General features: G+C 44.3%; 25 protein-coding genes and 1 pseudogene. 14 read left to right on the top strand and 12 right to left on the bottom strand.

Annotated elements, in window-relative coordinates:
- The first annotated feature begins 2 nt into the window (after positions 1-2).
- Positions 3-1,220, top strand: a complete 1,218-nt coding sequence (khtU, locus tag PUN35_RS09360; RefSeq protein WP_014479328.1) for a K(+)/H(+) antiporter subunit KhtU — start codon at positions 3-5, stop codon at positions 1,218-1,220.
- A 17-nt stretch (positions 1,221-1,237) separates the two neighbouring features.
- On the opposite strand, the gene PUN35_RS09365 is transcribed toward khtU, so the two are convergent.
- On the bottom strand, positions 1,238-2,743 hold the full coding sequence (locus tag PUN35_RS09365) for a coproporphyrinogen III oxidase (protein WP_014479327.1): 1,506 nt from the start codon (positions 2,741-2,743) through the stop codon (positions 1,238-1,240).
- Positions 2,744-2,854: 111 nt separating this feature from the next.
- The gene (locus PUN35_RS09370; RefSeq protein WP_003233277.1) at positions 2,855-3,721 is read right to left on the bottom strand and encodes a Cof-type HAD-IIB family hydrolase; all 867 of its coding nucleotides are present in this window, start codon (positions 3,719-3,721) and stop codon (positions 2,855-2,857) included.
- Between the two features lie 502 nt (positions 3,722-4,223).
- On the opposite strand from PUN35_RS09370, the pseudogene PUN35_RS09375 reads away from it, so the two are divergent.
- Positions 4,224-5,278 (top strand): annotated as a pseudogene (locus PUN35_RS09375) (DNA alkylation repair protein).
- A 43-nt stretch (positions 5,279-5,321) separates the two neighbouring features.
- Here the strand turns inward: PUN35_RS09375 and PUN35_RS09380 are convergent.
- On the bottom strand, positions 5,322-5,675 hold the full coding sequence (locus tag PUN35_RS09380) for a YlbF/YmcA family competence regulator (protein ID WP_003224239.1): 354 nt from the start codon (positions 5,673-5,675) through the stop codon (positions 5,322-5,324).
- 92 nt (positions 5,676-5,767) lie between these two features.
- A complete protein-coding gene (locus PUN35_RS09385; protein WP_014479323.1) occupies positions 5,768-6,901 on the bottom strand; it encodes a DUF445 domain-containing protein in 1,134 nt (377 codons plus the stop codon).
- Between the two features lie 266 nt (positions 6,902-7,167).
- On the opposite strand from PUN35_RS09385, the gene spaC reads away from it, so the two are divergent.
- The 3 genes from spaC (at position 7,168) to PUN35_RS09400 (ending at position 9,978) form a co-directional block, all read left to right on the top strand.
- Complete coding sequence (gene spaC / locus PUN35_RS09390) at positions 7,168-8,259, top strand: spore coat associated protein SpaC (protein ID WP_014479322.1); 1,092 nt, start codon at positions 7,168-7,170, stop codon at positions 8,257-8,259.
- Positions 8,249-9,610 (top strand): spore coat associated protein YheD, encoded by a 1,362-nt coding sequence (gene yheD, locus PUN35_RS09395; protein WP_014479321.1) that lies wholly within the window; start codon positions 8,249-8,251, stop codon positions 9,608-9,610. Before spaC ends, yheD begins: the two co-directional genes overlap by 11 nt.
- A gap of 149 nt (positions 9,611-9,759) precedes the next feature.
- Entirely contained in the window at positions 9,760-9,978 is a 219-nt protein-coding gene (locus tag PUN35_RS09400) for a YheE family protein (protein WP_010886462.1), read from the top strand.
- A 125-nt stretch (positions 9,979-10,103) separates the two neighbouring features.
- On the opposite strand, the gene PUN35_RS09405 is transcribed toward PUN35_RS09400, so the two are convergent.
- The gene (locus tag PUN35_RS09405; RefSeq protein WP_014478984.1) at positions 10,104-11,456 is read right to left on the bottom strand and encodes an IS1182 family transposase; all 1,353 of its coding nucleotides are present in this window, start codon (positions 11,454-11,456) and stop codon (positions 10,104-10,106) included.
- Between the two features lie 311 nt (positions 11,457-11,767).
- Between PUN35_RS09405 and sspB the strand changes: the two genes are divergently transcribed.
- The 3 genes from sspB to PUN35_RS09420 all read left to right on the top strand — a co-directional run bounded on the left by sspB (position 11,768) and on the right by PUN35_RS09420 (position 12,860).
- Positions 11,768-11,971, top strand: a complete 204-nt coding sequence (gene sspB / locus PUN35_RS09410) for a beta type acid-soluble spore protein SspB (protein ID WP_003233287.1) — start codon at positions 11,768-11,770, stop codon at positions 11,969-11,971.
- 104 nt (positions 11,972-12,075) lie between these two features.
- Positions 12,076-12,201: a hypothetical protein gene (locus tag PUN35_RS09415; RefSeq protein ID WP_003245136.1), complete on the top strand. Its 126-nt coding sequence runs from the start codon at positions 12,076-12,078 to the stop codon at positions 12,199-12,201.
- A gap of 38 nt (positions 12,202-12,239) precedes the next feature.
- Entirely contained in the window at positions 12,240-12,860 is a 621-nt protein-coding gene (locus PUN35_RS09420) for an SDR family oxidoreductase (RefSeq protein ID WP_014479319.1), read from the top strand.
- 49 nt (positions 12,861-12,909) lie between these two features.
- Here PUN35_RS09420 and bmrD read toward each other — a convergent pair whose 3' ends face one another.
- The 3 genes from bmrD to PUN35_RS09435 all read right to left on the bottom strand — a co-directional run bounded on the left by bmrD (position 12,910) and on the right by PUN35_RS09435 (position 16,966).
- Positions 12,910-14,931: a multidrug resistance ABC transporter ATP-binding protein/permease BmrD gene (gene bmrD / locus PUN35_RS09425; RefSeq protein ID WP_014479318.1), complete on the bottom strand. Its 2,022-nt coding sequence runs from the start codon at positions 14,929-14,931 to the stop codon at positions 12,910-12,912.
- On the bottom strand, positions 14,928-16,685 hold the full coding sequence (gene bmrC, locus PUN35_RS09430) for a multidrug ABC transporter ATP-binding protein BmrC (RefSeq protein ID WP_014479317.1): 1,758 nt from the start codon (positions 16,683-16,685) through the stop codon (positions 14,928-14,930). Before bmrC ends, bmrD begins: the two co-directional genes overlap by 4 nt.
- Before the next feature lie 119 nt (positions 16,686-16,804).
- Positions 16,805-16,966 carry a hypothetical protein gene (locus tag PUN35_RS09435; RefSeq protein ID WP_010886461.1) on the bottom strand — a complete coding sequence of 54 codons (162 nt, stop codon included), beginning with the start codon at positions 16,964-16,966 and terminating at the stop codon, positions 16,805-16,807.
- A gap of 163 nt (positions 16,967-17,129) precedes the next feature.
- On the opposite strand from PUN35_RS09435, the gene PUN35_RS09440 reads away from it, so the two are divergent.
- Positions 17,130-17,630 (top strand): universal stress protein, encoded by a 501-nt coding sequence (locus tag PUN35_RS09440; protein WP_015252456.1) that lies wholly within the window; start codon positions 17,130-17,132, stop codon positions 17,628-17,630.
- Positions 17,631-17,756: 126 nt separating this feature from the next.
- Positions 17,757-19,118, top strand: coding sequence for a Na+/H+ antiporter NhaC (nhaC, locus tag PUN35_RS09445; RefSeq protein WP_014479315.1), 1,362 nt, complete (start codon positions 17,757-17,759; stop codon positions 19,116-19,118).
- Between the two features lie 42 nt (positions 19,119-19,160).
- Here nhaC and dat read toward each other — a convergent pair whose 3' ends face one another.
- Complete coding sequence (gene dat, locus PUN35_RS09450; RefSeq protein WP_014479314.1) at positions 19,161-20,009, bottom strand: D-amino-acid transaminase; 849 nt, start codon at positions 20,007-20,009, stop codon at positions 19,161-19,163.
- A 284-nt stretch (positions 20,010-20,293) separates the two neighbouring features.
- Here dat and PUN35_RS09455 point away from each other — a divergent pair, with 284 nt between their 5' ends.
- Positions 20,294-21,142 carry a polysaccharide deacetylase family protein gene (locus tag PUN35_RS09455; protein ID WP_014479312.1) on the top strand — a complete coding sequence of 283 codons (849 nt, stop codon included), beginning with the start codon at positions 20,294-20,296 and terminating at the stop codon, positions 21,140-21,142.
- A gap of 23 nt (positions 21,143-21,165) precedes the next feature.
- On the opposite strand, the gene srtN is transcribed toward PUN35_RS09455, so the two are convergent.
- The 3 genes from srtN to PUN35_RS09470 form a co-directional block, all read right to left on the bottom strand.
- A complete protein-coding gene (gene srtN / locus PUN35_RS09460; RefSeq protein ID WP_014479311.1) occupies positions 21,166-21,909 on the bottom strand; it encodes a sirtuin NAD-dependent deacetylase in 744 nt (247 codons plus the stop codon).
- A gap of 69 nt (positions 21,910-21,978) precedes the next feature.
- The gene (gene mscY / locus PUN35_RS09465; RefSeq protein WP_014479310.1) at positions 21,979-23,094 is read right to left on the bottom strand and encodes a small-conductance mechanosensitive channel protein MscY; all 1,116 of its coding nucleotides are present in this window, start codon (positions 23,092-23,094) and stop codon (positions 21,979-21,981) included.
- A 147-nt stretch (positions 23,095-23,241) separates the two neighbouring features.
- Positions 23,242-23,349: a YhdX family protein gene (locus tag PUN35_RS09470; protein ID WP_009966908.1), complete on the bottom strand. Its 108-nt coding sequence runs from the start codon at positions 23,347-23,349 to the stop codon at positions 23,242-23,244.
- Between the two features lie 233 nt (positions 23,350-23,582).
- On the opposite strand from PUN35_RS09470, the gene PUN35_RS09475 reads away from it, so the two are divergent.
- From PUN35_RS09475 to crcB, 3 genes are read left to right on the top strand one after another with little or no spacing between them, the layout of a single operon-like run.
- On the top strand, positions 23,583-24,314 hold the full coding sequence (locus PUN35_RS09475; protein WP_014479309.1) for a glycerophosphodiester phosphodiesterase: 732 nt from the start codon (positions 23,583-23,585) through the stop codon (positions 24,312-24,314).
- Positions 24,301-24,696, top strand: coding sequence for a fluoride efflux transporter FluC (locus PUN35_RS09480; protein ID WP_014479308.1), 396 nt, complete (start codon positions 24,301-24,303; stop codon positions 24,694-24,696). The genes PUN35_RS09475 and PUN35_RS09480 overlap by 14 nt, the downstream gene beginning before the upstream one ends.
- A complete protein-coding gene (gene crcB / locus PUN35_RS09485) occupies positions 24,693-25,049 on the top strand; it encodes a fluoride efflux transporter CrcB (RefSeq protein ID WP_003233320.1) in 357 nt (118 codons plus the stop codon). Before PUN35_RS09480 ends, crcB begins: the two co-directional genes overlap by 4 nt.

Below are 25,049 nucleotides of genomic sequence, written 5' to 3' on the forward strand. Positions count from 1 at the left end.
CGATGGACCATCTTGTATTTGAAGTCGGAACTGCACTTGTCCTTGTGGCAATCGCCAGTGTGATCGCCAATAAAATTAAATTTTCGATTATTCCGTTTCTGATTGTGCTGGGAATGCTTGTTGGACCGCACGCGCCTAAAATGGGGATTATTGATCTAACATTTATTCAAAGCAGTGAAATCATCGAGTTTTTCGGGCGAATGGGCGTACTGTTCCTCCTCTTCTATCTCGGACTCGAATTCTCTGTCGGGAAGTTAATCAAATCAGGAAAATCAATCGCGGTCGGCGGGACGATTTATATTTTGATTAACTTCAGCCTCGGACTGCTTTACGGGTTTATCACCGGATTTTCCTTTCTGGAAGTCCTCATCCTCGCAGGCGTCATCACAATCTCGTCAAGTGCGATTGTCGCAAAAGTGCTCGTTGATTTAAAAAGAACCGCCAATCCGGAAACCGAATTGATTCTCGGCATCATCATGTTTGAAGATATTTTCCTTGCCGTATATCTGTCCGTTGTTTCCGGGCTTGTGCTAGGTGATGCGACATCCGTAGGGAGTGCACTCTTGTCCATTTTGATCGCCTTCGGTTATATGCTGCTGTTTTTTATCGCAGCAAGAAAACTCCCGCCGCTGTTGAACAAACTGTTGGACATTCGCTCAAACGAAGTGTTTATTATCGTCATTTTCGCAGCACTCTTTTTTATCGCCGGGTTTTCAGAGACGATTCATGTAGCAGAAGCAATCGGCGCGCTGCTGCTCGGTTTGGTCTTTTCAGAAACAGAGCATTCCGATAGGATTGAACACCTCGTTGTTCCGTTTCGCGACTTCTTCGGTTCGATGTTCTTTTTCAGCTTCGGCCTCAGTATCGATCCGTTTTCGCTTGGTGAAGCGGTTTGGCTTGCGTTGGGTGCAGTGATTTTGACCATTCTGGGAAATTTTATCGCCGGAATGGTGGCAGGACGACGCGCAGGGCTTTCTCATAAGGCTTCATCGAATATCGGGCTGACGATCGTATCGCGGGGAGAATTTTCGATTATCGTTGCGAATCTCGGAATAGCCGGCGGACTGTCAGCCACATTAAAGCCGTTTGCCGCATTATATGTCCTCATTCTGGCGATTTTGGGACCGCTTGTCACAAAGGAATCAAAACGAATTTACCGCTTGCTGAACAAGGTATTTAAATGGAAGCCTGATGTTCAGCCCGCAAAAAAACAGGGATAAAAAAAGCAGCACTGTGATCAGTGCTGCTTTGTCGTCTTCTCAAAAATCTGCTCTAAATATTTGATTTTTTCGTCCGTGTAGTGCTCGAAGCGCTCATTGTACGATTTCGGATCTTTCGGATTCGCAAAATGCGTGATTTTCCCTGTATCCCGATCAATAAATTTACTAGCAGCGCCGCAGCCGATGCCAATAATCGTCTGCACCTCTTCCATAATCATAATGTTGTAGATGCTTTCTTGTCCCGGCAAAGAGTATCCGACGTTTTCAAGGTTTCCAAGAATGTTTTTCTGGCGGTATAAATAATAAGGCACGTACCCATGCTCTTTCGTCCAGGCTACCGCGTCTTCCATCATTTGAGAAACCTCTTCCCTGCCGGCAACTTTGTACTTATGCTTGTTTCTCGTCATTTCTGACGCCCGTTTAAATGAAAGAGTATGAACGGTAAGGGATTCCGGCATCAGTTTTTCTGTTTCTGAAAGACTGTGCCTAAACTCCTTCACACCTTCCCCAGGCAAACCAATAATCAAGTCCATGTTAATATTATTCATGCCGTGCTGGCGTGACAGATGATATTTCTCAATGGTCTCTTCAACCGTATGGTGCCGCCCGATCGCCTTTAGCGTTTCGTTTTCGTAGGATTGCGGATTGATGCTGATCCGATCAATGTCATATTTGTTTAAAACGGCGAGTTTTTCTTCTGTAATCGTGTCAGGACGACCGGCCTCCACCGTAATCTCACGAATGTTTTTCACATCCGGGAAGGAGCGGACCATTTCTTCATACAGCAGATCCATCTCCTCCGCTGTAATGCTTGTCGGCGTCCCGCCGCCAAAGTAAATGGTTGTAACCTTAACATCATGCTCCTTCAGCCATTCACCAATCTTCTGCATTTCGTAATGCAGTCCCCATAGGAATGAGCCGACTCTGCCCGCCTGTCCTTGGATAGCGTACGCAGGGAATGTGCAATACGCGCATTTTGTCGGGCAGAACGGAATGCCGATATAAATGCTGACTTCATCCTTTACTCGGTACAAATCCGGAACTGCCGCCAGCTGACGGTCAACAATTTCCTGCATTAGCATGATTTTTTCATCATGAATTAAATAGTCTTTTTTCAACTCAGCATGCGCTTGCTCCTTGGACATTCCGCTTTGCAGTTTTTTATGAAGCAGCTTTGTGGGCCGGATTCCTGTGAGGATTCCCCACTTCTGCGTAATGCCCGTATGCGCCTGAAGAAGATTGAGATACACATAAGAAATTGTGTTTTTCACTTGCTTAAAAGCTTCTTTTTCATTCATGCCGGGAGAAAAGAATTTTGTATGCTGTTCCTTTATGCCAGTTCCCTTCACTTCTCCCGAAACCGTCACATGCTCATCCGTTTGTGACAACGCTAAAGAAATGACAAAATCTGCGGGCTCCTCTCCGCCATACGCAAGCTCGCACTCTTCATAAAACAAATTTGCAATATTTTGCAGAGGCCGATGCAGGCGGTCATCATGTATGCCTTCTATTTTAATTTGCAACTTCATCACCTAATTTATCAGATTCAAAACTTTCTTTAGTGTACAGAAATAAACTGCTAAAATCAATCCGGCAAAAAAGCCGCCGCACCTGTCAGGGTGCGAGCGGCTTTTTTACACACGTTTCATGTGGAACTTATCAAGAAATCCTTTTCGCTGCTGCATTCGGAAATATTCCTTCATCATATAAGCGACACCTTGCTCGTCATTGGACCTTGTAACCCAATCTGCCTTTCTCTTAATTTCCGGAACGGCATTCCCCATCGCTACCCCAAGACCGGCAAGTTCGATCATCGGCAGATCGTCATACTGATGCCCAATGGCCACGACATCATCCATACTCAGGCCCAGCTCTGAAGCGACGAGGGCCAAACCCGCTTCCTTCGAGACACCTTTCGGGACGATATTCAGCTTCTCATCGTTTACGCGAATCACATCCACTGCAGGGAAGGCTTTTGTAATCGTTTCTGTAATGTCATGCTGAATGTCGTGCTCCGTGTACACCTCGATGACGGGTGCACTCACCGGCTCATCCATGAGGAGATCGCTTAATGATTCAACGAACTGGACTGGATAGAAGATCGGGTCAGACGGATGAATGAGTGCTTTCCCCAATAAATTCGAATTCACCTTTTTCTTGTTTCCGATGGAATACTTTTCGTGAAGAAGCCGAATATTACATTGATAGCTCTCCAGCACTTGAACAATGTTAAAGGTATGATCATCAGAAATTCTTTTTTCAAAAAACGGGGCGTCAATTTTCTCAGCGATATATGCCCCGCTATGGGTGATCAGCTTGGCATCAAGCTTTAGCGATTTCGCTATTTTCTGTGCTGAGCGAAAATGACGGTTGGTCACAAGTGTGACGTAAATCCCTTTTTTCTTTACATATTCAATCGCGTCTTTCGTTGCCTGATGAATCTTCCCGTTCGACCGAAGCAGCGCTCCATCTATATTTAAGGCAAGCAATTGTTTTGACACAGAGATGTCCCCCTCCTTGATGACTGTACTTGTGTATAGGATATGACCCTGTCTCTGTGTTTAGAACAACCTTTTCTTAAAGCAAAAAAAGCCTGGCTCAGCAGACTTTATAATGGCTTGTTGATAGGATACGATCGAAGCAGCCATTCTCCCTAATATCGTTATTTCGATTTACGAAAAATCATGTATCAGGAACCCCTTGTTTGACCAATGATGCGCTCCGAACACTTACTCTCTGTTGCTTATCCCCTCTATATAACGGCATGATATGCGACCGTATCCATTTGAAATAGGTAAGTGTAGGCGCTTTCAATGTTATTATCTCAGTTTTCTTTTCCGATGACAAGGGTTTTTTTAACTAAAAAAAGTAACCAACTTTTGTATATCCGTGGTAGGATCAGTTGTTAATTTTTAGGACTATACACTTGATCCAGAACGTACATTCCCATACAATATAAATAATAAACGAAAAAGCGGTGTTTATATGGCTGATTAAAAATAAATATATAATGAAGAACTGATATCTCAGTTGATCCATCATGTAAGGTCATCCTATCCTGATTTTAACAAAAACAGATTCGAGGATACATTACGGCTGGAGGACTGGCCTGAACTCACTTTAAAAGAGCGGATGCGCCGCGTGACAGTTTCTTTATACGAAACTTTGCCAAAACAATACGTTGAAGCGCTCACAATTTTACGGGATACAGCCCCTCATTTTAAAGGACTCAGCGGAATTTTATTTCCAGATTATGTGGAACAGTACGGGTTAGCGCATTGGGAAGAATCAATAAAGGCATTGGAATACTTTACGCAATATTCGACCTCAGAATTTGCTGTAAGGCCTTTTTTGCTGTTAGATCAAGAAAAGATGATTGCACAATTGCTTGCATGGTCTGAGCATAAAAATGAACACGTGAGAAGGCTTGCGAGCGAAGGCAGCAGGCCCGCCTGCCATGGGGAAAATCGATACCGGCTTTGAAATCGGACCCTTCCCCCGTATTGCCGATCCTTGAGAAGCTGATGCAGGACGAGTCCTTATATGTAAGAAAAAGCGTGGCCAACAACCTTAATGATATATCAAAAACGCATCCTCATTTACTGAGAAAAGTCGCAGATCAATGGTACGGAACACATCCCCATACAGACTGGATTATCAAACACGCCTATCGGACCTTATTAAAAAAGGGGGATAAACAGGCCTTAGCGCTTTTTGGTTATGAAAATGCTGATTCGATACAACTACATGATTTAACATGCCAGCCCAAACGTATAGTTATTGGCGAAAGCCTTGAATTTTCTTTCTCTATTCATTCAGATAGGGATCAAAAAGTAAGAATTGAGTACGCAATTGATTTTGTAAAAGCAAGAGGCCAGCGTCATCAGAAAGTATTTAAAATAACAGAAACAACTATGCGAAAAAACGAAACGAAATCACACACAAGAATCCAATCCTTTAAGGATTTAACCACCAGAAAGCATTACAAAGGAATTCATACATTATCAGTGATCATCAATGGAGAGGTAAAAGATTCATTGGATTTCCAAGTTTGCTGAATGAATAAAAAATCCCTTCTTATCCAAGAAGGGATTTTGCTGATTAGCCTTCAACACTGCCGTAAAGCTCTTCTAAAGGCTTCATAATGATTTTGTTCAATTCACCAATCAGCATGCTCATGCGCTGCTCCGCTTCCATCAGCTGAGAAATTTTTTCGTGCTGCTGTACAAGCGCAACTGTTTTTTGAGCCTGCGTCACTTCTTCTTGTGTAATCTCTTCTCCTGCCATTTGTTTTTGCTGGAGTCTAAGCTGTACATCACGGAAGTTTTCGAACATGCGCTTCGCTGATTCATCTGCGTTAACTTCGTCGTAAAGGTTTTTTAAACGGGTGAACTCTTCGCTCCCACGTAATGCATTTTCCAGATCATACGCTACATCATAAAAATTAACAGCCATTGTAAATAGCTCCTTTCATCATTGCCGTTTGACATACCACTCCACTATAACAGACTATGGAGCTCCTTTCATTAATCAAAACCCATTTCTTCTTAAAAAAGGATGACAAACAATGCTTGAATCGCGCCTATAATTCCGCCGAGAAGGCCCCCCAAATAGGTAATCATTTTAAATTCTTTTTTTGAAATGGACAGCACCATTTCTTCAAGACGCTCCACCGGGAACTGATCCACCTGCTCCTTGACGATTTCCTCAAGACGCAACCGTTTTAAGACACTTTCAAGGTTGGACGAAATCCCTTCAAGCAATTTGTCTAACAGTGCCGGCAGCATTTGCTGGGTCAGCTCAGATTCATAGCGGACGGTAAGCGTGCCAATCGTATTGTCGAAGAAAGGGGCAGTCGAAAATGCTTGCAGCACTCTTCGTTTCAAACTGAAAATGAGCGCCTTTGCATTCCATTTTTCATCTGCTTCATTAAACGTATACTCCCTCAGCTTGCCCCATTCGTTTTTTAAGAGATCAGAAAGCAATTTATTTGTTTCCTCATTGCGCAAGAATTTCAGCAGCTCCGGCAGCACGCGATCCGCAAGGCTTGAATTGCCAAGAAACATTTGCACCATGCTTCCAAGCATGCCGCGCTCTTTTAAAAAGTCATCAATCATATTGCCAAGACGGATTTTTCCTTCATCACTTTCAAAATAACGGACACTCCGTGACAATATATATCCTGAAATCATCGGAATCTTTTCTTCAAGCTTTTCCTGCACCTCTATAGGCACCAGCTCTTTTAACGATTGGTGCCCGTATTGGCGGAAAAGCTCATTCAGCTTATCATCGGTCCAGCTGCTGATCCATGCATCAGCAGCTTTTTCGGGGCGCTTCATCCCGGCTTTTTCAAGCGCTTCTTTTACTGTCACTTCAGAAAGTGACAGCTTTTGAATCAGCTGTTCCCCCACTCGAAGAGCCTGCGTTTTGGCTGCATCAGAGACGAGCCGCTTTTTAATGCCTTCAGGGGTTAAGAGATGATTGACTACCATCAGTCCCATTTGTTTTGCAAGTTCATCTCGCCGTCTTGGAATCAGCCCGGGCGTAAAAGGAACTCGCTTCCCAAACAAATAGTACGCTTTATACGGCCTAAACAGCATTTGAATTGCTAAATGATTGGTCACCGCTCCAATGGCAGCGCCGATCACGATCATAAAAATAAAGGTTCCTGCAATACCCATTCCTATTCATCTTCCTCCATCTGTGCTTCAGCTTTTTTCATATAGATTATGTACCTATACGTATTATAGAGGCTCATGCAATCACTTAGCAAACGAGGAGACAAATTCCTGTTCTTAGAAAATCAGCTTGTTCTTTTGGAATAGGGCAAGGTGGAGAATCGTATTCTGTAAAGTAGAATACCGTCAGCTGCGTTCGTCTTACATGTATTTAGCGTAAAGCTGCGGACACCCGCCGGCAGCTTTTGAATAAAAGGGGGAGTCTCACCATGATAACACTCGGTTTTATGTCCTTATCCCGCCAGCATGAAGCGGATTATTCCGCAGAACTGGCCAAAAGAGCACCCGAATTCGGCATACGTTTCATCCGGTTTACACCATTTGATATTTTACCTGACACTTTGCGTGTCAAAGCATCGGTCTATCATTCGGCCAGCAGCACATGGAACGAAACTGAAATGGCGATTCCAGATTATATTTATGATCGCTGTTTTTACGGCAAGGATTCACATTCCCAAAAAGCAAAACCAATCGTTGAGTGGCTCAAAAAATATCCGAAAACGGAATTTATCGGGCGGGGTCTTCCCGATAAGTGGACCGTCCTTCACGATTTGCAGCAGCACTCTGTAATCAATCCCTATATTCCGGAAACGATAAAGGTGAGCCGCTACGAACAAATTCACTCCTTTTTATCCAAAGAAAAAGCCTGCATCCTTAAACCGGCATTCGGCGCGGGAGGCAGAGGCGTGATTCTATTGAAGCTGGGCAAGAAAAACATCACAGCTACTTATCACATCGGAAAGGATAAGCAGACAAAAACGTTTTCCAACCAGACTTCTTTTAAAACATGGTGCAAAAAAGTGCTTCAGCATCAATATTTGCTTCAGCCTTACTTAAACATTCAAGATAAGGAACAATACCCTTGTGATATTCGTCTGTTTATGGAAAAAAACGAAGCAGGTGAATGGAATACAGTCGGAAAGGCAGTAAGACGCGGATACAAACACGGGCTGCTGGCCAATTTGTCAGGCGGATCTGATGCGCTGACATTTGACTCCTGGTTTGAAGATATACCGAAAAAACAGCAAGTGGTTTTACTAGATGATGTGTTTTCGATTACCCAATCGGTTCCGTATTATCTTGACGAGCGCTATGGACCGTTGTTTGAACTCGGTCTTGATATATGTCTTGCTAAGGACGGGAGAATTTGGATTTTAGATATCAATTCAAAACCGGGCAGGAAGTCAATCCTGCGTGTCTCTCCCGAGCAAAAAGAACAGCTGTACACTTGTCCCCTAAAGCGCTGCCAATATCTGTTTTCTGAGCAAAGCCAGAAAGGAGTTCTTCCGCGTGAATCCTAAACGGTTTTTGATCGGCATAGACAAAACCAGTGAAAACACCCTGTTTCTGCCCTCTTCGCTGAAGCGAGACGGACTTTTGCATGCCGCATTCGGAACGAAGGTTGTCAGATGCCACGTTGCTTACAGACGGCATCTGGAACAAACCGTGCTACTCTCTGAAAATCTGTTTCATGAGCTTTTGCTCCCCCACCGAAGCAGGGCTGATATACTGATTCATGATCATACAGTGCATATCGGGCCGTTAGTCGGCATCTTTACGGCAGGGTTTACTGTATCTCTTGAACGTCCATTTAAGGATCGTTCCCTCTTTTTTTCTAAACTTGTCACGTTACACGAGCAAGCCGGAGGCTACTGCTTCGTTTTTGGCGCGCACCAAATCAATTGGGAGGAAGGCACGATTGAAGGCCTCCTTTACAGGGAAAACGGCTGGGAGAAAAAAATCGTTCCATTGCCGAACGTCGTTTATGACCGTTTGCCGAACCGAAAAATTGAAGATTCACTTCTCTTGCAACATACAAAAAAGAGGCTGATCGATGAATATCAGATCCCATGGTTTAATAAAACGTTTTTCAATAAATGGAACGTTCATCAATTGCTCGAAAAAGATCCGAGAACGGCACCCTTTTTGCCTAGATCCGAGCTGACACCGTCTGTGGAGCTGATTGATGAGCTCTGTGGCGCATACAAAAAAGTCTATATCAAACCGGCTAATGGAGCACTCGGCACCGGCATTTATCAGCTGAAAAGAACAGATGGCGGCCTGACGGTAAAGCATACGAATGACGCCAAAACATTTACTTCGATTGATTATTCCGATGCCGCCTCATTCCTTGCAGAATTTCAAAAACAGCAGAACCCGTCCGACTTTCTCATTCAGCAAGGTGTTGATCTCATCGAATTTCAAGGCAAACCAGCGGATTTCCGTGTCCATACCAATAAAAACAGAAAAGGAAAATGGACAGTGACAGCAATCGCCGTAAAAATTTCCGGAAAGAACAGCATTACAACACATCTTTCTAACGGCGGCACTGTAAAGACACTTGCGGAAGTGTACGATGATCCCGCTGAAAGAGTTGAGGTCATTAAAAAGCTTTCTGCAGCGGCACTGACGGCAAGCCATGTCCTTCATGATCATATCGAGGGGTTTATCGGGGAGATCGGTTTCGATTTTGGCATTGATCAGAACGGTAAAGTATGGATGTTTGAAGCGAATTCGCGCCCGGGCCGAAGCATTTTTTCTCATCCAAATTTGCATCATGTTGATTCTCTTACAAAACGAAGAAGCTTTGAATACGCGTCATATTTATCTGAGAAGGCAATCATATCTCCTGAAGCATTGTGGCCTTCGTAACCTGTCCGCTTTTTTAATAAAGCGGGCTTATCTTTATCCAAGGCTGGGACAAACTGCATATTAAGGCCTCTTCAATGATGTTCTGGAACAATGATACAATGAACATAAGCCGTTTATATTCAGGTCAATTGATACCAAATGTAAGGAGCGTGGCCGTAATGATTTCTCATTTCAGCTGGAAACCTTTGTTCCCAAAAGAAAAGCTGCCCGGATGGAAAATTTCATTTTATTATAAAGGGACCCATTATGAAGGCATCTATCATAAGAGCGGTGAGATTGAATGGGGAGACTTGTTTCCCGCCCGCGCTGACGAGCCTGCTCTTACAAACGAGATACATGAACTGATGCTTTTTCATATTTATGACTAGCTTAGCCTAAACGGCTAAGCTCAGCTTGTAGAGAAAACGACGTTTTTTCTACAAGCTTTTTTGTTTTATACAGTTTCTTTAGATATTCATCAGGTTTCAGATGCAGAAAAAGCGCTCCCACATGCCTAGCCCTGCTTGGCTAGGTATGTGGCAATCTTCTTCATGTTCTGGCATGCGGCTGTGAGGAGAACTTGTTCACTCACATTTCGTTTTCCCCTCAACCTGCAATAGCGAAGCCCATGCAGCTGTTTTGAATCTGCAAAGCTTCGCTCTATTTTTTCTTTTCTTTTTTTGTAGAGGTTTTTTCCTGAAACAGACAAGCGATTTTGTCTGACCTTTTCTTTATGATCTTCCCATACATGTCGAGTAATCACTTTCTGCCGATTCTTTGATTTTGTACAGTTTTCAAGCAGTGGGCATGAGGAACATATTTCAGGATTTGATTTATATGACCGGTAGCCTTTTCGGTCAGTTGTTGAGTATGTAAGTGTTTGGTGATTTGGACAAATGTATCTGTCTTGTTCACTGTCATAATGAAATTTCCATTTTGGAAACAAGCCTCGGATAGGGTGATAACGTCTATGTGCGATGACACCAAAGATTTGGCGGTCAGATAATCCTTTACAGATCGGAGTCGTTAAATATCCGGAATCAAGGGCGACGGCTTCTACTTGAAAACCAAATCGTGCGATTTGGTGGTCTAATCGGTCAAGATAAGGCACAGAATCATGGACATTTCCAGGTGTGACGTAGGCATCGGTGATAATGTTGTATTTCATATCTGTTGTGCGGTGATCTAAATAGAAAAAACCTTCTGGTTTGTTTTCACGATACAGATAGCCACTTTCCGGATCGGTTGTACTGTGGCGGATCTCTTTTTCAGCTTTCACCTCCTCTTTGGCTGTTAATGGTTTTTTTCCGTGTTCCTCCCGATCCTCTTGAATGGCTTCATTTAAATCCTTGATATAGTTTTGGGTATCCTGCGCAATTGTTTTTCTTGTGTATTTATGCTTGTTGGCATTGGCTTTAAGGTGTGTGGAGTCGGTGAATAGGACTCGTCCGCCCACCATGTCATGATTGATGGCCTGAAGAACGATCTCATCAAAAATGTCTTGGAAGATGGTTGTATCTTTAAAGCGTGTGCGTCTGTTCCAGCTGATGGTGGAGTGGTGTGGAACCGGGTCGTTTATGTTCAATCCGAGAAACCATCTGTACGCCATATTGTAGTAAATTTCTTTTTCAAGCTGTCTTTCTGAACGGATACCATAGAGGTATCCGATAAACATCATTTTAAATAAAATAAGCGGATCAAGTGAGGGGCGGCCTTTGTTTTCACTGTAGTAAGGTTTCACCTTTTCAATGATGAAAGAGAAGTCTATGTGTTTATCAATTTTCCGAAGCAGGTGATCCTCTTCAACGAGTTGGTCAAGCAGAACAAATTCGGCTGTGTTTTGAGAAGAGTTTCTTGTGTGGAACATGAGAAAGACACCGTCCTTTTAAGTCTTTCTTTTATTTTATTACAGAAGAATGGATATTTTAAAGAAAAATAAAGGCTGTCGAGATTTTCTCGACAGCCTGAGCTTAGCCTAAACGGCTAAGCTTTTTTTGCTTTCTCAAGATTTACCACACAATTCTCCGCATGAGTTTCCGGCCATTTTAACATAATACGTAGTAACAAGCCGGCAAAGCATTGGGTTACGCCGAGGCGGCAGTGACACCCGAGAAGGGTTCACAGATTGGTGCAACTCCAGTTAACCCAACCATACTAAATAAAAAGGAGATTTTACACATGGCTAACCAAAACTCTTCAAATGACTTGCTAGTTCCTGGCGCAGCTCAGGCTATCGATCAAATGAAACTTGAAATCGCTTCTGAATTCGGCGTTAACCTTGGAGCGGACACAACTTCTCGCGCTAACGGTTCTGTCGGAGGAGAAATCACAAAACGTTTAGTATCTTTCGCTCAGCAGCAAATGGGCGGCAGAGTTCAATAACAATTCAATATATGGCTATAGAGGGCGCGGTTTCCGCGCTCTCTTTATTTTGTCACCCTTTTTTCCTACTCCACATATCCTAGAAAAAAAGGGAGGGAATCGGGGTGTCATTCATCACCATTGTGAATTGGGAGCTGGTTCAGTTCGTAAGTGTATCCATGATTCATGAATATGTTTCCCATCGTTCTGTTTATTTGTACAGGTATTCTTTCCCGCGCTGTTCAAACTGAGAACATCCTTTTATAATGAAAGGCGAGGAGGTTTTTTGATGAAAATCGCTTTATTAGGAGCCAGCGGCCGCGTCGGACAAGCCTTTTTAACACAAGCTGCAGCAGATGAAAGATTTGATATTTTCGCTCTGATCAGATCTCAACATGCTGATTTTCCCCTTTCAAAAGACAGAACCATCATGGGGAACGCCCGCCGCTTAGAAGATGTGAAAAAAATAATGGAGAATGCTGAAATCGTGATCAGCTGTCTAGGCACAGATGGTGATGATACCTTGTCAACTGCTATGGCACACATTCTCTCCGCTATGGAGGAACAGCATATCAAACGGCTTATTACGATCGGCACCGCAGGGATCCTAGATTCCCGATATGAACCGGGGAAATACCGGTTTGAAACAAATGAATCGAAACGAAAGCAGACCCGCGCAGCCAAGGAGCATGCAAAAGTATACGAAATGCTTAAAGAATCATCATTAGACTGGACAATCATCTGCCCCACTTACCTCCCGGACGGAACAGCAACCGGCGTTTATCGTACGGAGCGTAACGTTTTGCCTGAGGGCGGCACAAGCATTTCGGTCGGCGATACTGCGGACTTTTTATATCGTGAGCTCGTTACAGGTGAGTATGTCGGATACCGTGTCGGACTGGCTTATTGACTACATAAACCAAAAACCCAAAACCCGATTGTTTTGGGTTTTTTGAGCGTTATGCAATGGAATGTTTCTGTCCCTTTTGCAGTTCATACATTTGATAATATCGGCCTTCTAATGCCATCAATTCCTCGTGGTTCCCTCTCTCAACAATTTCTCCTTTATCAAGAACCAAAATCTGATCAGCATTTCTGATTGTTGAAAGCCGGTGAGCGATGACGAAGGTGGTGCGTCCTTGTTTGACGACATCAAGCGCCTTCTGGATCACGGCCTCTGTCTCTGTATCAATATGCGCCGTTGCCTCATCTAAAATCAAGATCGCGGGATCAAACGCCAAAGCTCTAGCGAAAGAAATTAACTGCCGCTCTCCAGAGGATAGCGTGCTGCCTTTTTCAATCACGGGCTCATTAATGCCCTTCGGAAGCTTCTTAAGAAGAGGCTCAGCACCGACTTGCCGCAGTGCATTTTTTATTTCTTCTTCAGTCATTCTTTCGTCATCCAGACTTACGTTAGATCCGATTGTACCCGAGAATAAGTACGGGTCCTGAAGCACAATGCCCATATGGGATCTGAGTTCCTGTCTTGACATGTTGTAAATGCTTTTTCCATCAATTAAGACATCACCTTTTTGCGCATCATAAAAACGAAACAGCAGATTCAAAATCGAGCTTTTTCCTGATCCGGTATGGCCGACGAGCGCTACGGTTTCGCCTTTTTGCGCAGTAAAGGAAATACGCTTTAATACCTCTTCACCTTCTTGATACGCAAATGACACATCACGAAATTCAACCCGCCCCAGCGCGCGCTCCTTCGCCGGTTCACCCGGTTCTTCCGTATTCTTTTCTTCAAGCAGTTCAAAAACACGCCCGGCGGAGACCCTTGCAAGCTCCAGCTTTGAAAACTGATTGACGATGCCTGTGATCGGCTGAAATAACCGGTTCAAATAATCGACAAACGCGTACAGCACACCGATAGAAACAATCCCGGCCGCATTCAGGCTCGCACCGCCAAAATGCCAGATCAGACAGACGAACGCAAGATTGCGGATGACATTGACCAAATTATGGGACATTAAGGAGTTTAAATTCAGCATCCTGTTTTGGAAATAAAAATGTGATTCATTTAATTCCTCAAATTCTCTCATTGTTTCCTTTTGATGGCGGAAAGCCTGAATAATGGTCATGCCTTGAATTGACTCATTCATTTTTGCGTTAATGTCACTGTTGATCGAGCGGATTTTTTGGTTGTAATATGACGCATATCTCCGGTATATGACAGACCACAGCCAGATAATCGGCACAATTGCCAGACATACAAACGCAAGCTTCACATCAAGCAGAAACAAAGCCGTGAATATCCCGAACATATAGATTCCGCTTGTCACAAATGTTGAAAGCACTGTGACATATAAATCCCTGATAGCCTCCGTATCATTGGTAATCCGCGCAACGACTTTTCCGGCCGGAAGGTTGTCAAAATAGCGAATCGGCATACTCTGTATGTGCGAAAACACGTCCTGCCTCATCTTTTGAATAATCCGATTGGCGCTCATCTGCAGCAGATAATGCTGTCCGTATTGAAAGAATACCGAAAACACAAGCAAGCCCCCATACAGGCAGATCAGTAACACCATTCCCTTTATTTCCGGCTGATAGAACTGGAAAAGTTCCTGCTTAGTCAGCTTTTCGGCAGCATATGCCCGGCTCTTGTCTCCTTTTGTGATCGTCAGCTTCCCGTCAGAAACCGTTCTATTCCCGTCGAAGCTGACAGCCTGATCAACAAAATAGAACGCCATTCCCACTTGATAAATATGCGCTTCTTTTGCTTTTGAAACAGGCTCCTGCAATCGGTCCTCTCTGACATATGAGACGCCGTGAAACTGAACGGCATTTTTATCTTTTTCCGCAGCTTCATACCATGTTTTCTCAATGCCGAGGATATGGTCGTCTATCATTTTTTTGCCAATAAAGGGCCCAGTCAGTTCTGCACCGACGGCAACAGTTAGCAAAAGGACGGCTGTGATCAGCAATTTTCGATAAAGAAGTGCGTATCTCCATAACGTTTTTCCTATTTTCATGCCCCTGCTCCCCCTTCTTCCGCAGTGAACAGCTGCTGTCTTTCATATTGTTCCCGGTACCACCCATTATTGGCCAGCAGTTCTTGATGCGTGCCTCTCTCAACAATGACGCCGCCGTCCATCACAAGGATCAGGTCAGCGTGCTCAACCGCGGATAATCGGTGCGTCAAAATAAATGTCGTTTTTCCTTTGCGGTTTTCTCTGATGTTCTTGATAATTGCAGCCTCTGTTTTGGCATCTACAGCGGAAAGTGAATCATCCAGAATCAAGATTTCCGGATTCGCCATGAGTGCTCTCGCAATCGAAATTCTTTGTTTCTGTCCGCCTGACAGTGCCACGCCTTTTTCACCGACCATTGTCTCCAGACCGGACGGAAGCATGTGCAAATCTTTTTCAAAATGTGCTTCGGCAATGGCTTGCTGAACCTCTTTATCAGTTGCATCCTGTTTTCCGTATAAAATATTTTCTTTTACAGTCCGTGAAAACAGTAAATGATCCTGAGGCACATATCCGATCCATCCGCGGAGACGGTCAAGAGGGATTTGCTGAATCGGTACACCTGAAAATGTAATGCTCCCTTCACCTAGAGGATACTGGCGCAAAAGCTGCTTAATAATTGTCGTTTTTCCGCTCCCGGTTTTACCTGCAATCCCGACAGTCTGCCCTTTTCGCACCGTAAATGAAATATCCTGAAGATTGTCACTTGTTGAGCTTGGATATGTAAAGCTGACATGACTGAAAACGATATCTCCAGGCTCTTTAAGATCAGCGGGCTGTTTTGGATCTGTCACATCCGTTTCATAAGAAAGAGTTTCATTTACCCGGTCTAATGACGCATTGCCGCGCTGCATCACGTTAATGAGTTCACCGATTGCAAACATCGGCCAAATCATCATGCCGAGATAAACGTTAAAGGACACTAACTCTCCAAGCGTCAGCTCGTTCCGGAATACAAGAAACGCTCCGTAGCCGAGCCCAATCAGATAGCTTGCGCCGACAAGCAGTTTCACCGTCGGCTCAAACAGTGAATCAATAAAAGCCACTTTCATATTTTTCTGATAAACATCAGCGGTCATTTCATTAAACCGGCGAACATCGTTTGTTTCCTGAACATACGCGCGAATCACCCGCACGCCTGAAACAGATTCCAGCACTCTGTCATTCAGCGCCCCGAACGCGTTTTGGGCCTCAGTAAACCGCTCATGAATTTTACTTCCATATAGACTGATTGCAATCGCCATGACTGGAAGCGGGATAATGGCGGCAAAGGTCAGCTTCCAGCTGATCAAAAACCCCATTGTCAAAAAGATCGTCATCATAAACATCGTAGAATCAACTAACGTCAAGATGCCAAACCCTGTGGTTAAACTGACGGCCTGAAGATCATTTGTCCCTCGTGCCATTAAATCGCCTGTTCGGTTTTTTTCATAAAACGGCGGCGACATAGTCAGCAAATGCCCCATCAGCTTCGTACGAAGAATTTTCTCCATCAGATTCGCTCCGCCAAACAGCTGATGCATCCAAAAATAAGACATGATATACACGGCCGCCGTCAGCACAAAAAAGATACCGATATAAAACAGCAGCCCTTCCGCAGTAAATGCCCCTGCTTTCATATCATCTATGGCGTTCCCCAAGAGCTTAGGCGGAAACATTTCAATGACATTGACTGCTAATAAAAGGACAATCGCAATCGTATAGCGCAGCCAGTACGCCTTAAAAAACCAGCCAAGCTTTTTCAAAACTGAAAACATCTATCCCCATCTCCTCATCAGCCGCCTTCTATTTTTTCCTTGCAGCTTTTTTCATCCAATTTGGCACGAACAGCCCTCGCCTCTGTATTGGTCTTCACATCCCATACACCTGTCTTTCCTTAGATTTTGTATATAAAAAAGGCATGAAGCGTCAGCTCCATGCCTTTTTTAACCGATATGTTACGCACAGCGCTTTTCAGCGCGCGGTCCGACCTAAAAAACCGTTCACGAAAACAGAACAAAAGGTTTGCCGCGCCAATATGAAACTGTTTGATAAACACGCAAATTCCTTGGCATAGCAAACCCTCCTTCCATTCTGATTTCATCTTTTTATCATCATATAAACAAAACCTTTTATTGTCAATCATTACTTGAATAGGAAAAGGTTAATGGTGCTCAAATTCGGGTAGTAGTGTTGTAAGACGCTTTGAAAGGGTGAGAAGGATGTTCCATGCTGACCGTATCATTGTTGCGTTTGACGGAAGTGAAAATAGTAAGAAAGCGCTTCAGACAGCCATTGATCTTGCTAAAACCGTAAATGCCGCTATTACCGTCGCCCATTCACATGATATGAAAGACAATCAGACCGTCATCGACCCGCCCAGACCCGCAGCTGAGGCAAGCTATATCAGCGGAGGCATGACAAGTGTTCCTGATCCGCTGATATCGGATGTAACATCACCTGAGCCAATGATCTATGAAGACCGTACGGAAGAAGTCATCGCCGAAGCAAGAATGATGCTGAATGAACAGCAGGCAGATGGAGATATCGATATATTAGAAGGCGATCCGGCTGAATCAATTATCGAGCATGCAAACCGCATTTCTGCCGATATGATCGTAACCGGAAGCAGAGACCAAAACAGGCTGAAAAAGCTAATATTCGGAAGTGTAAGTGAAAAGCTTTCAGCGAAATCGGATATACCCGTCCTGATTGTAAAGTGAGCACGCCCTGTGCTCACTTCTTTTATATTCATAATTGTGAAAAAACATAGATTTTCGTTTTTTTCTGTTATAATGCTTTCGTGCCCAAAAGCACAAAAGCATTAAAGATAAATATGGGGTGTTATTTTGGATTCTCAAAAAAAGCTGACGTTTCCGTTAGCCGTCGGTTTATTTATATTGATGTTATGCATTATTATTTCTTGCTTATTCTTGCTTCATGTAGAACCTCATATCCCGCTGTTTTTAAGTGTTGTCATGCTTTCAGCAGCAGCTTTATGGTTTGGATTTTCCTGGAAGAGTATTGAAAAAGGGATTGTAGACGGGATCAAAAACGGCGTACAGCCAATTATTGTTCTAGCGCTGATCGGCATCTTAATCGGCGCCTGGATGTACAGCGGCGCAATACCGACTGTGACAGTTTATGCCCTATCCTTTATTGAACCAAGCCACCTTCTGTTGACTGCTTTGTTTTCATGTATGATCATCAGCACACTTGTTGGCTCAAGCCTGACAACTGTAAGCACAATCGGGGTAGCGCTGATCGGCGTATCGAGCGCGGCTAGCGTTCCGCTTGAATGGACAGCAGGCGCAGTCATATGCGGCGCTTGTTTTGGGGATAAAATGTCGCCGATGTCGGACACAACCAACTTTGCAGCCGGAATAGGCGAAATACCGATCTTTGAACACATTCGCCATATGATGGGCACAACCATTCCAGCTTTGCTCATCACTGTCGTTCTGTTTTACTTTCTCGGTTCATCAGTGTCAGCGGACGCTGCTTCAACCGAGAATATTCAGCAGGTCATAACCGGAATAAAAGATGCCGCAAACGTGACACCGTGGGCCCTTCTTTCTCCGCTCTTAGTCGTTTTGCTGGCAATAAAACGGGTATCAGTAATCCCCGTTCTGACTGCCGGAATTATTTCCTCGGGAATTTTGACTGCTATTTTTGTACCCGACAGCAGCCTGCAGGCGTTTATGACAGCTTTACAAAATGGCACAACTTTCGAAACTGACAATGAGGCAGCCGCTAAAATTATTAACAGAGGCGGACTGCAATCCATGATGGGCTCTGTCTCTCTCATTATGATTGCTTTTGCACTCGGCGGATTGATGGAGAAAATCGGATTGATTTCTGCACTATTGGAAGGCGTCATGAAAGGCATCCGCTCAAAAGGCCGTCTTGTTGCAGCAACTGTCTGCTCAAGCATCGGCGTCAACTTGGCAACGGGCGAACAGTATTTATCGATATTAATACCGGGACAATCATTTAAATCTTTATATGACAAACGAAACATCCAGCGAAAATTTCTGACAAGATCATTAGAGGACGGCGGAACATTAATTAACCCATTGATTCCTTGGGGCGTCAGCGGCGCATTTATGGCGAGCGCACTTGGTGTTCCAGTCATAGACTACATCCCGTTTACGTTCTTCCTCTATATATCGCCAATGATCTCCATTTTGATTGGATTTGTTAAAAAATAAAAAGAGCCCCGCTGTAAAAAGCGGGCTCTTTTCTTCGTTCATTTATGAAATGCTAGCAGCCTGTTGAATGCTTTCTTGAAAAGCAGCCTGAAGCTGTTTGGTCACCGGTCCGGGTTTCCCGCTTCCGACCGATTGTCCATCGAGCGTCACAACCGGAATAATTTCTGCCGTCGTTGACGAAATAAAGATCTCTTCCGCCTGTTTCAACTCTTCTTCACTGACAGGAGTCTCATCCAGTTTAATCCCATTCTTCTCAATCAGTCCTAAAATATTCATCCGTGTAATTCCATTGAGAATGAGCCGGTTAGCCGGATGTGTTCGCACCGTGCCGTTGATAACGGCATAAACGTTAGAGGATGTACCCTCCGTAACAACGCCGTCCCTAAGTAAAATGGCTTCAAATGCTCCCGCTTCATAGGCCTTTTGCTTCGTCATGACATTATACAGTAAATTCAGACTTTTGATATCACATCTTAACCAGCGAAGATCCTCATCTGTAATGGCCGCCACTCCGTATGCCTGCTCTTGCTCCGGTTTTTTCACCGTAAACGTATAGGCAGTAGTCTGCGGCTCGAGGCCGGCTTCATACTGGTGTTTTCGCGGGGCCACACCTCTTGTTGTCTGAATGTATACCGCTCCCTCACTGACCGCATTTTCCTGTACAAGCTTTTGCAGGTCCCACTCGAGATCTTCTATACTGAATGGCAGTGAAATTCCGATTTCAGCAGCACTTCTGAAAAAACGCTCTACATGCTCACGTAAACCGAACAATACTCCTTTGTACACCCTGATCACTTCATAGATGCCGTCACCAAACTGATAACCGCGATCTTCCAAATCGATTGATGCTTCACTGCGCCCAATCAGCCGGCCATTGACTAAAACCTTCATAAAAGCCCTCCCTTTTCGAGATGTCCTTGATGTCATTCAAGCTGTCATTGTCACTAATTCTACCATATTGGACAAGCTGAAAAACAGAAAGATCAAGAGATCTATAGCGGAAAGGAGTTTATTTTTTCCTTAAAATCTGACATTTCGACAACTTTTCTATGTGCTTTCCAGTTTTATTCCTGTATACTTGACTGGTAATACATAGGTTGTAAACATAAGGCATCTTCATAAGCTGCCTGCTGTACAGCATTATGTAGAGATTTTATGCCAATGGAGAGATTGTTATGCGACAAACGAGAGGAGAAGCTTCTCCTTCTGCAGTTTCGCTTGCTTTTAAATTTGCAAGTTTAGCAGTTTTATGTGTGCTGCTTTTGCTTATGGTGATTTTGGGTTATTCCAACAGTTCAACGAAAGCAAAGGAAGTCACTGTCACAACTAACGGACAGCTTCGAGATGAGAAGGAAAGCCTTAAGCTGAAAAACGACTCCCCCGATCTGCTGATAAAACATCTGCAGACAAAGCAGGACATGGGAGATAAAACGGTTTACTTAACCTTCGATGACGGCCCGTCAGCCTTTACAACCCGCTTGCTCGATGTACTGAAAAGCGCTGATGTAAAAGCGACGTTTTTTATGCTGTCACCGCGGATGAACGAATTCAAGCAGGCTGTGAAAAGAGCAGAAAAGGAAGGCCACGCACTCGGTTTACATGGCGTTACCCACAATAACAGATTGTTCTATCAAACACCTACATCTCCGCTAAAAGAAATGCAGGAGGCGCGTGACACGCTGCAGGACATTACAGGTTATAAAACCGCTCTTGTCAGAACGCCCTACGGAAGCAAGCCGTCACTAACCCCCTCACAAATCCGCAATCTTGAGAAAGACGGTTTTGTGTACTGGGATTGGACGATTGACAGCATGGACTGGAAATACCGAAATTCAAAGTATGTGACGGCCGTGTTAGAGCAGCTTGAAAATATGGAACAAAGCTCTTCAGGCCGCCCGAATGTGATTCTCATGCATGATCTTCCCGCCACCGTAAACGCGCTGCCGGTACTAATCAATAAATTAAAAGAAAAAGGCTATTCCTTCGGAGTGTTAGAGGACACAATGGTTCCTGTTCATGAATAAAAAAGTGAGGCGCATAAGGCGGCTCACTTTTTTATGCCCAAACTTCGGGCAAACTCGCCGATTTTTTGATGGATGACCATGTCAAACAAGCTGTCGCAATACGTTGGTTCAAGGTTTATGATGACTTTCTTCATGCCGGGAATCAGACTTGCATCCTCAGGCACAAATCTAGCCGGAGCCACTTCGAGAGACGTGCCGATAACCAATAAAAGATCTGCTTGATCCAGCTTTTCATAAAGGGTGTCAAAGTGCATGACGGCGTCGCCAAAGAGAACAACATCGGTTTTTAATACCGTTCCGCAAATGTCCCCATTGTTTCCGGCCGCCGTGCACTCCGGCACCTCCCGCTCCAGCAAATGGGGAAGATCATATCGGGCGCCGCATGCCGGACAAGCTGCTGTCTGGATAGAACCATGCAGTTCGTATACATGCCTGCTCCCCGCTTTTTTATGAAGACCGTCAATGTTTTGCGTAAAAATATTGACCTGCTTCCCTTGCTTCTCCAGCTCAGCTAAAAACAAATGGCCTTCATTCGGTTCAAAGCTGCCGCTCATTTTCATCTGGAACAATTCTTTGAATTTGGGCCAAAACAGCCGCGGATGACTTAAAAAATAATCAAGGCTCATTGCTTCCATTCTTGAGGCATCTTCCGTCCAAATGCCCCCTGCTGAACGAAAGTCTGGAATCCCTGATTCTGTGCTCATTCCCGCTCCTGTCAGCACAACAATTCTCTGTGCTTCATGTAGAATACTTTTGAATGTTTCCAACTCAACACCGCCTTTTTCTCTTATTTTACCATGAAAAAGACTCCGCCTCTGTCAGACGAAGTCTCTCTTTTAAGCCCGTTCCTTTTCCTCTTTATTTAGATTCACCTGGAATGGGTCGCTTTCGTGCTTTTGCTTGACAACAACCATTTGGCCGGGATATGCAAACTGGACACCTTCTGCACCTAAAATCTCAATAATTTTATAGTTGATATCCTCTCTAATATTAAGGTTTTCAGCCCAAACTGTCGTTTTTGTATAGAAGTTAAAAAATAAATTGTAGTAGCTGTCGGCAAACGTATCAAAGTTGACCATGATTGTTTCATTATCAACGCCCTCATGCTCTAAGAGCATTGTTCTGAGAGAATGAATGGAGCGTTCAAGGTTCTCAATCGGCGTAGCGTAGGACACATGGATGGAAAACGTAATCTGGCGTTTAGTCATTCTTGTCCAGTTCGTGATCGCTTCCATCGACAGCGTAGAGTTCGGGACCGTTACAAGCGCCCCCTGTGCTGTTCTGAATCTCGTGCTCCTAAAGGTAATATCCTCGACTGATCCTGTTACTGTCGACGTCTCCACCCAGTCACCAATTGTAAACGGCTTTTCAGTAATAATGATAATACCGCCAAAGAAGTTGCTGATGGTATCCTTCGCGGCAAGCGCAAAAGCCAGTCCGCCAAGACCAAGGCCCGCTACAAATCCGTTGACATCATAATTGAATTCCTGAGCGATCACACTGACACTGAGCGCAATGATCACAAAACGGAGCAATTTGGATAAAAACGGGGCCAGAATGTCATCCATGTCAAGCTCGAAGCGCTGATTCACCTTATGGAAGATAAACGACGATGTTGCGGTCAAATTACAAAGACCCCAGCACAAGAGCGCCACAATCAGTGAGCGGTATATTTTGCTGATGACCGGTATTTGCTCATCTAAAAACGGTGAATACCGGATCGCTAAAAACAGCCCAAGGGCAACAAAAAACCATCTGGCCGGCTTATCAAACGCCAGAACCACCTGTTTAAAAATTTCTGTTTTCGGCCGGTTTGTCAAATTAAAAAGCAAGTTAAAGAAATATCTTGTGAATAATTTTCTCAGTATAAGAAACACCAGCAAAATCGCCAAGCTGATGCCGATTTGTATGATGTTATCAAGCGTAAAATACTGCTGCAGATAATCCGGCATGACTGTCTCCCCTCTATCCCAATCAATTGTTTATTATACTAAAATATTCGTAAGGATGTTCATTTAAATGTCTTTTGCAGCACAAAACCCCGGCGAAACGCCGGGGTCATTTCTCATTCATCTATCAGCCAGATTCAATAGGGACAGTCACTTACCTTTTTTCGTTTGTGTCTGATCAAGGAGAGTTGCTTTTTGCATTTCAGCATCCGTTTCGGCTTTAATTCTTTCCTCCACTCTGATTCTCCCTTTTCCCATGATCTCGCCTCCTTTTTTGCTATTATAAAGGATCATATTTTGTTGTGAACATGTCGAAAGACCTAATTTTCTGACGAAATGTGTTCTGATACGCTGAGTGTCTTTTTTTAGTTATACGCATTCCTCAGCCCGGACCATTCCGATATGGCAGAAAAAATTCACCAGTTTGTATCGCGGTGCATATATGGATTTGATACAATAACAGAAATGCCCATACGAGGAGCTGACTTAGCTTGTACATCATTGCCCATCGCGGAGCATCCGGCTACGCTCCGGAAAATACGATTGCCGCATTTGACCTTGCGGTGAAAATGAATGCAGATATGATCGAACTGGATGTCCAGCTTACAAAAGACAGGCAGATTGTTGTGATACACGATGACAGGGTTGACCGAACAACAAACGGATCGGGCTTTGTTAAGGATTTTACCTTGGAGGAATTGCAAAAACTCGATGCAGGAAGCTGGTACGGTCCCGCTTTTCAAGGAGAGCGTATTCCGACCCTGGAAGCGGTGCTCAAGCGCTACCACAAAAAAATCGGCCTTTTAATTGAACTAAAAGGCCATCCGTCTCAAGTCGGAATTGAAGAAGAGGTGGGACAGCTATTAGGGCAATTTTCTTTTTCTATCAATAATATTGTTCAATCCTTTCAGTTCCGCTCCGTCCAAAGGTTCCGCGAGCTTTATCCTTCGATTCCGACAGCGGTCATTACAAGGCCCAACTTTGGCATGCTGTCCAGAAATCAGATGAAGGCCTTCCGCTCTTTTGCAAACTATGTCAATATAAAATACACACGGCTCAACCGTCTGATGATCGGCTCCGTCCATAAAAATGGCTTAAACATATTTGCATGGACTGTCAACAATCAAAAGACAGCGGCAAAATTACAAGCCATGGGCGTGGACGGCATCGTTACAGATTACCCGGATTTCATCATAAAGGATGGCAAACATGAAAATATATAGCGCGGTTTTTATCGGAGGCGCGCTTGGCGCCTGCCTCCGATACGGATTAAACTTATGGATACACACCGGTCAGTTCCCGGCGGCAACCTGGCTGGAAAATGCGGCAGGCAGCCTTCTATTAGGCATTTTGACCGGATTTTTTATGATCGGGGCAAAACGGCCTCTGCTGTCGGCTTTTTTAGGCACCGGCTTTTGCGGAGGCTTCACAACAATGTCCACGTTTTCTAAGGAAACGGTGATGCTTTTGCAAGGACAACCCTCATTGGCTCTTTTATATGTGGCAGCCTCATTGATATCAGGGATCATATTTGCACTGATTGGTGTTTTTGCGGGACGGCGCATAGCAGGCATTCAGCAAAGAAAGGGGCTGCAGGAAAGATGACACTAGCGGGTATTTTCATAGGGGGCGGACTTGGCGCAATGCTTCGGTTCTGGCTTGGCAATGTCATAACCGCCAAAACCAAAGGTCTGAGCCTGCCCATTGGCATACTGACAGTCAATATTCTCGGAGCTCTCGGGCTCGGAATATTTACAGGACTTCACGTTGCAAATGCTTCGGTCTCGCTTATCATCGGCACGGGGTTTTTTGGCGCCTTTACGACCTTTTCCACCTTCAGCGTTGAAAGTATTCAACTCCTTATGGCCAAACGTGTAATAGAAAGCATCTTGTACATCGCCCTGACACTTTGCGGGTCGCTTTTGGCATTTTGGTGCGGCTGGACAATCACAATATAA

Source organism: Bacillus sp. N3378-2at, from assembly GCF_033412715.1.
Taxonomy (GTDB): domain Bacteria; phylum Bacillota; class Bacilli; order Bacillales; family Bacillaceae; genus Bacillus; species Bacillus subtilis.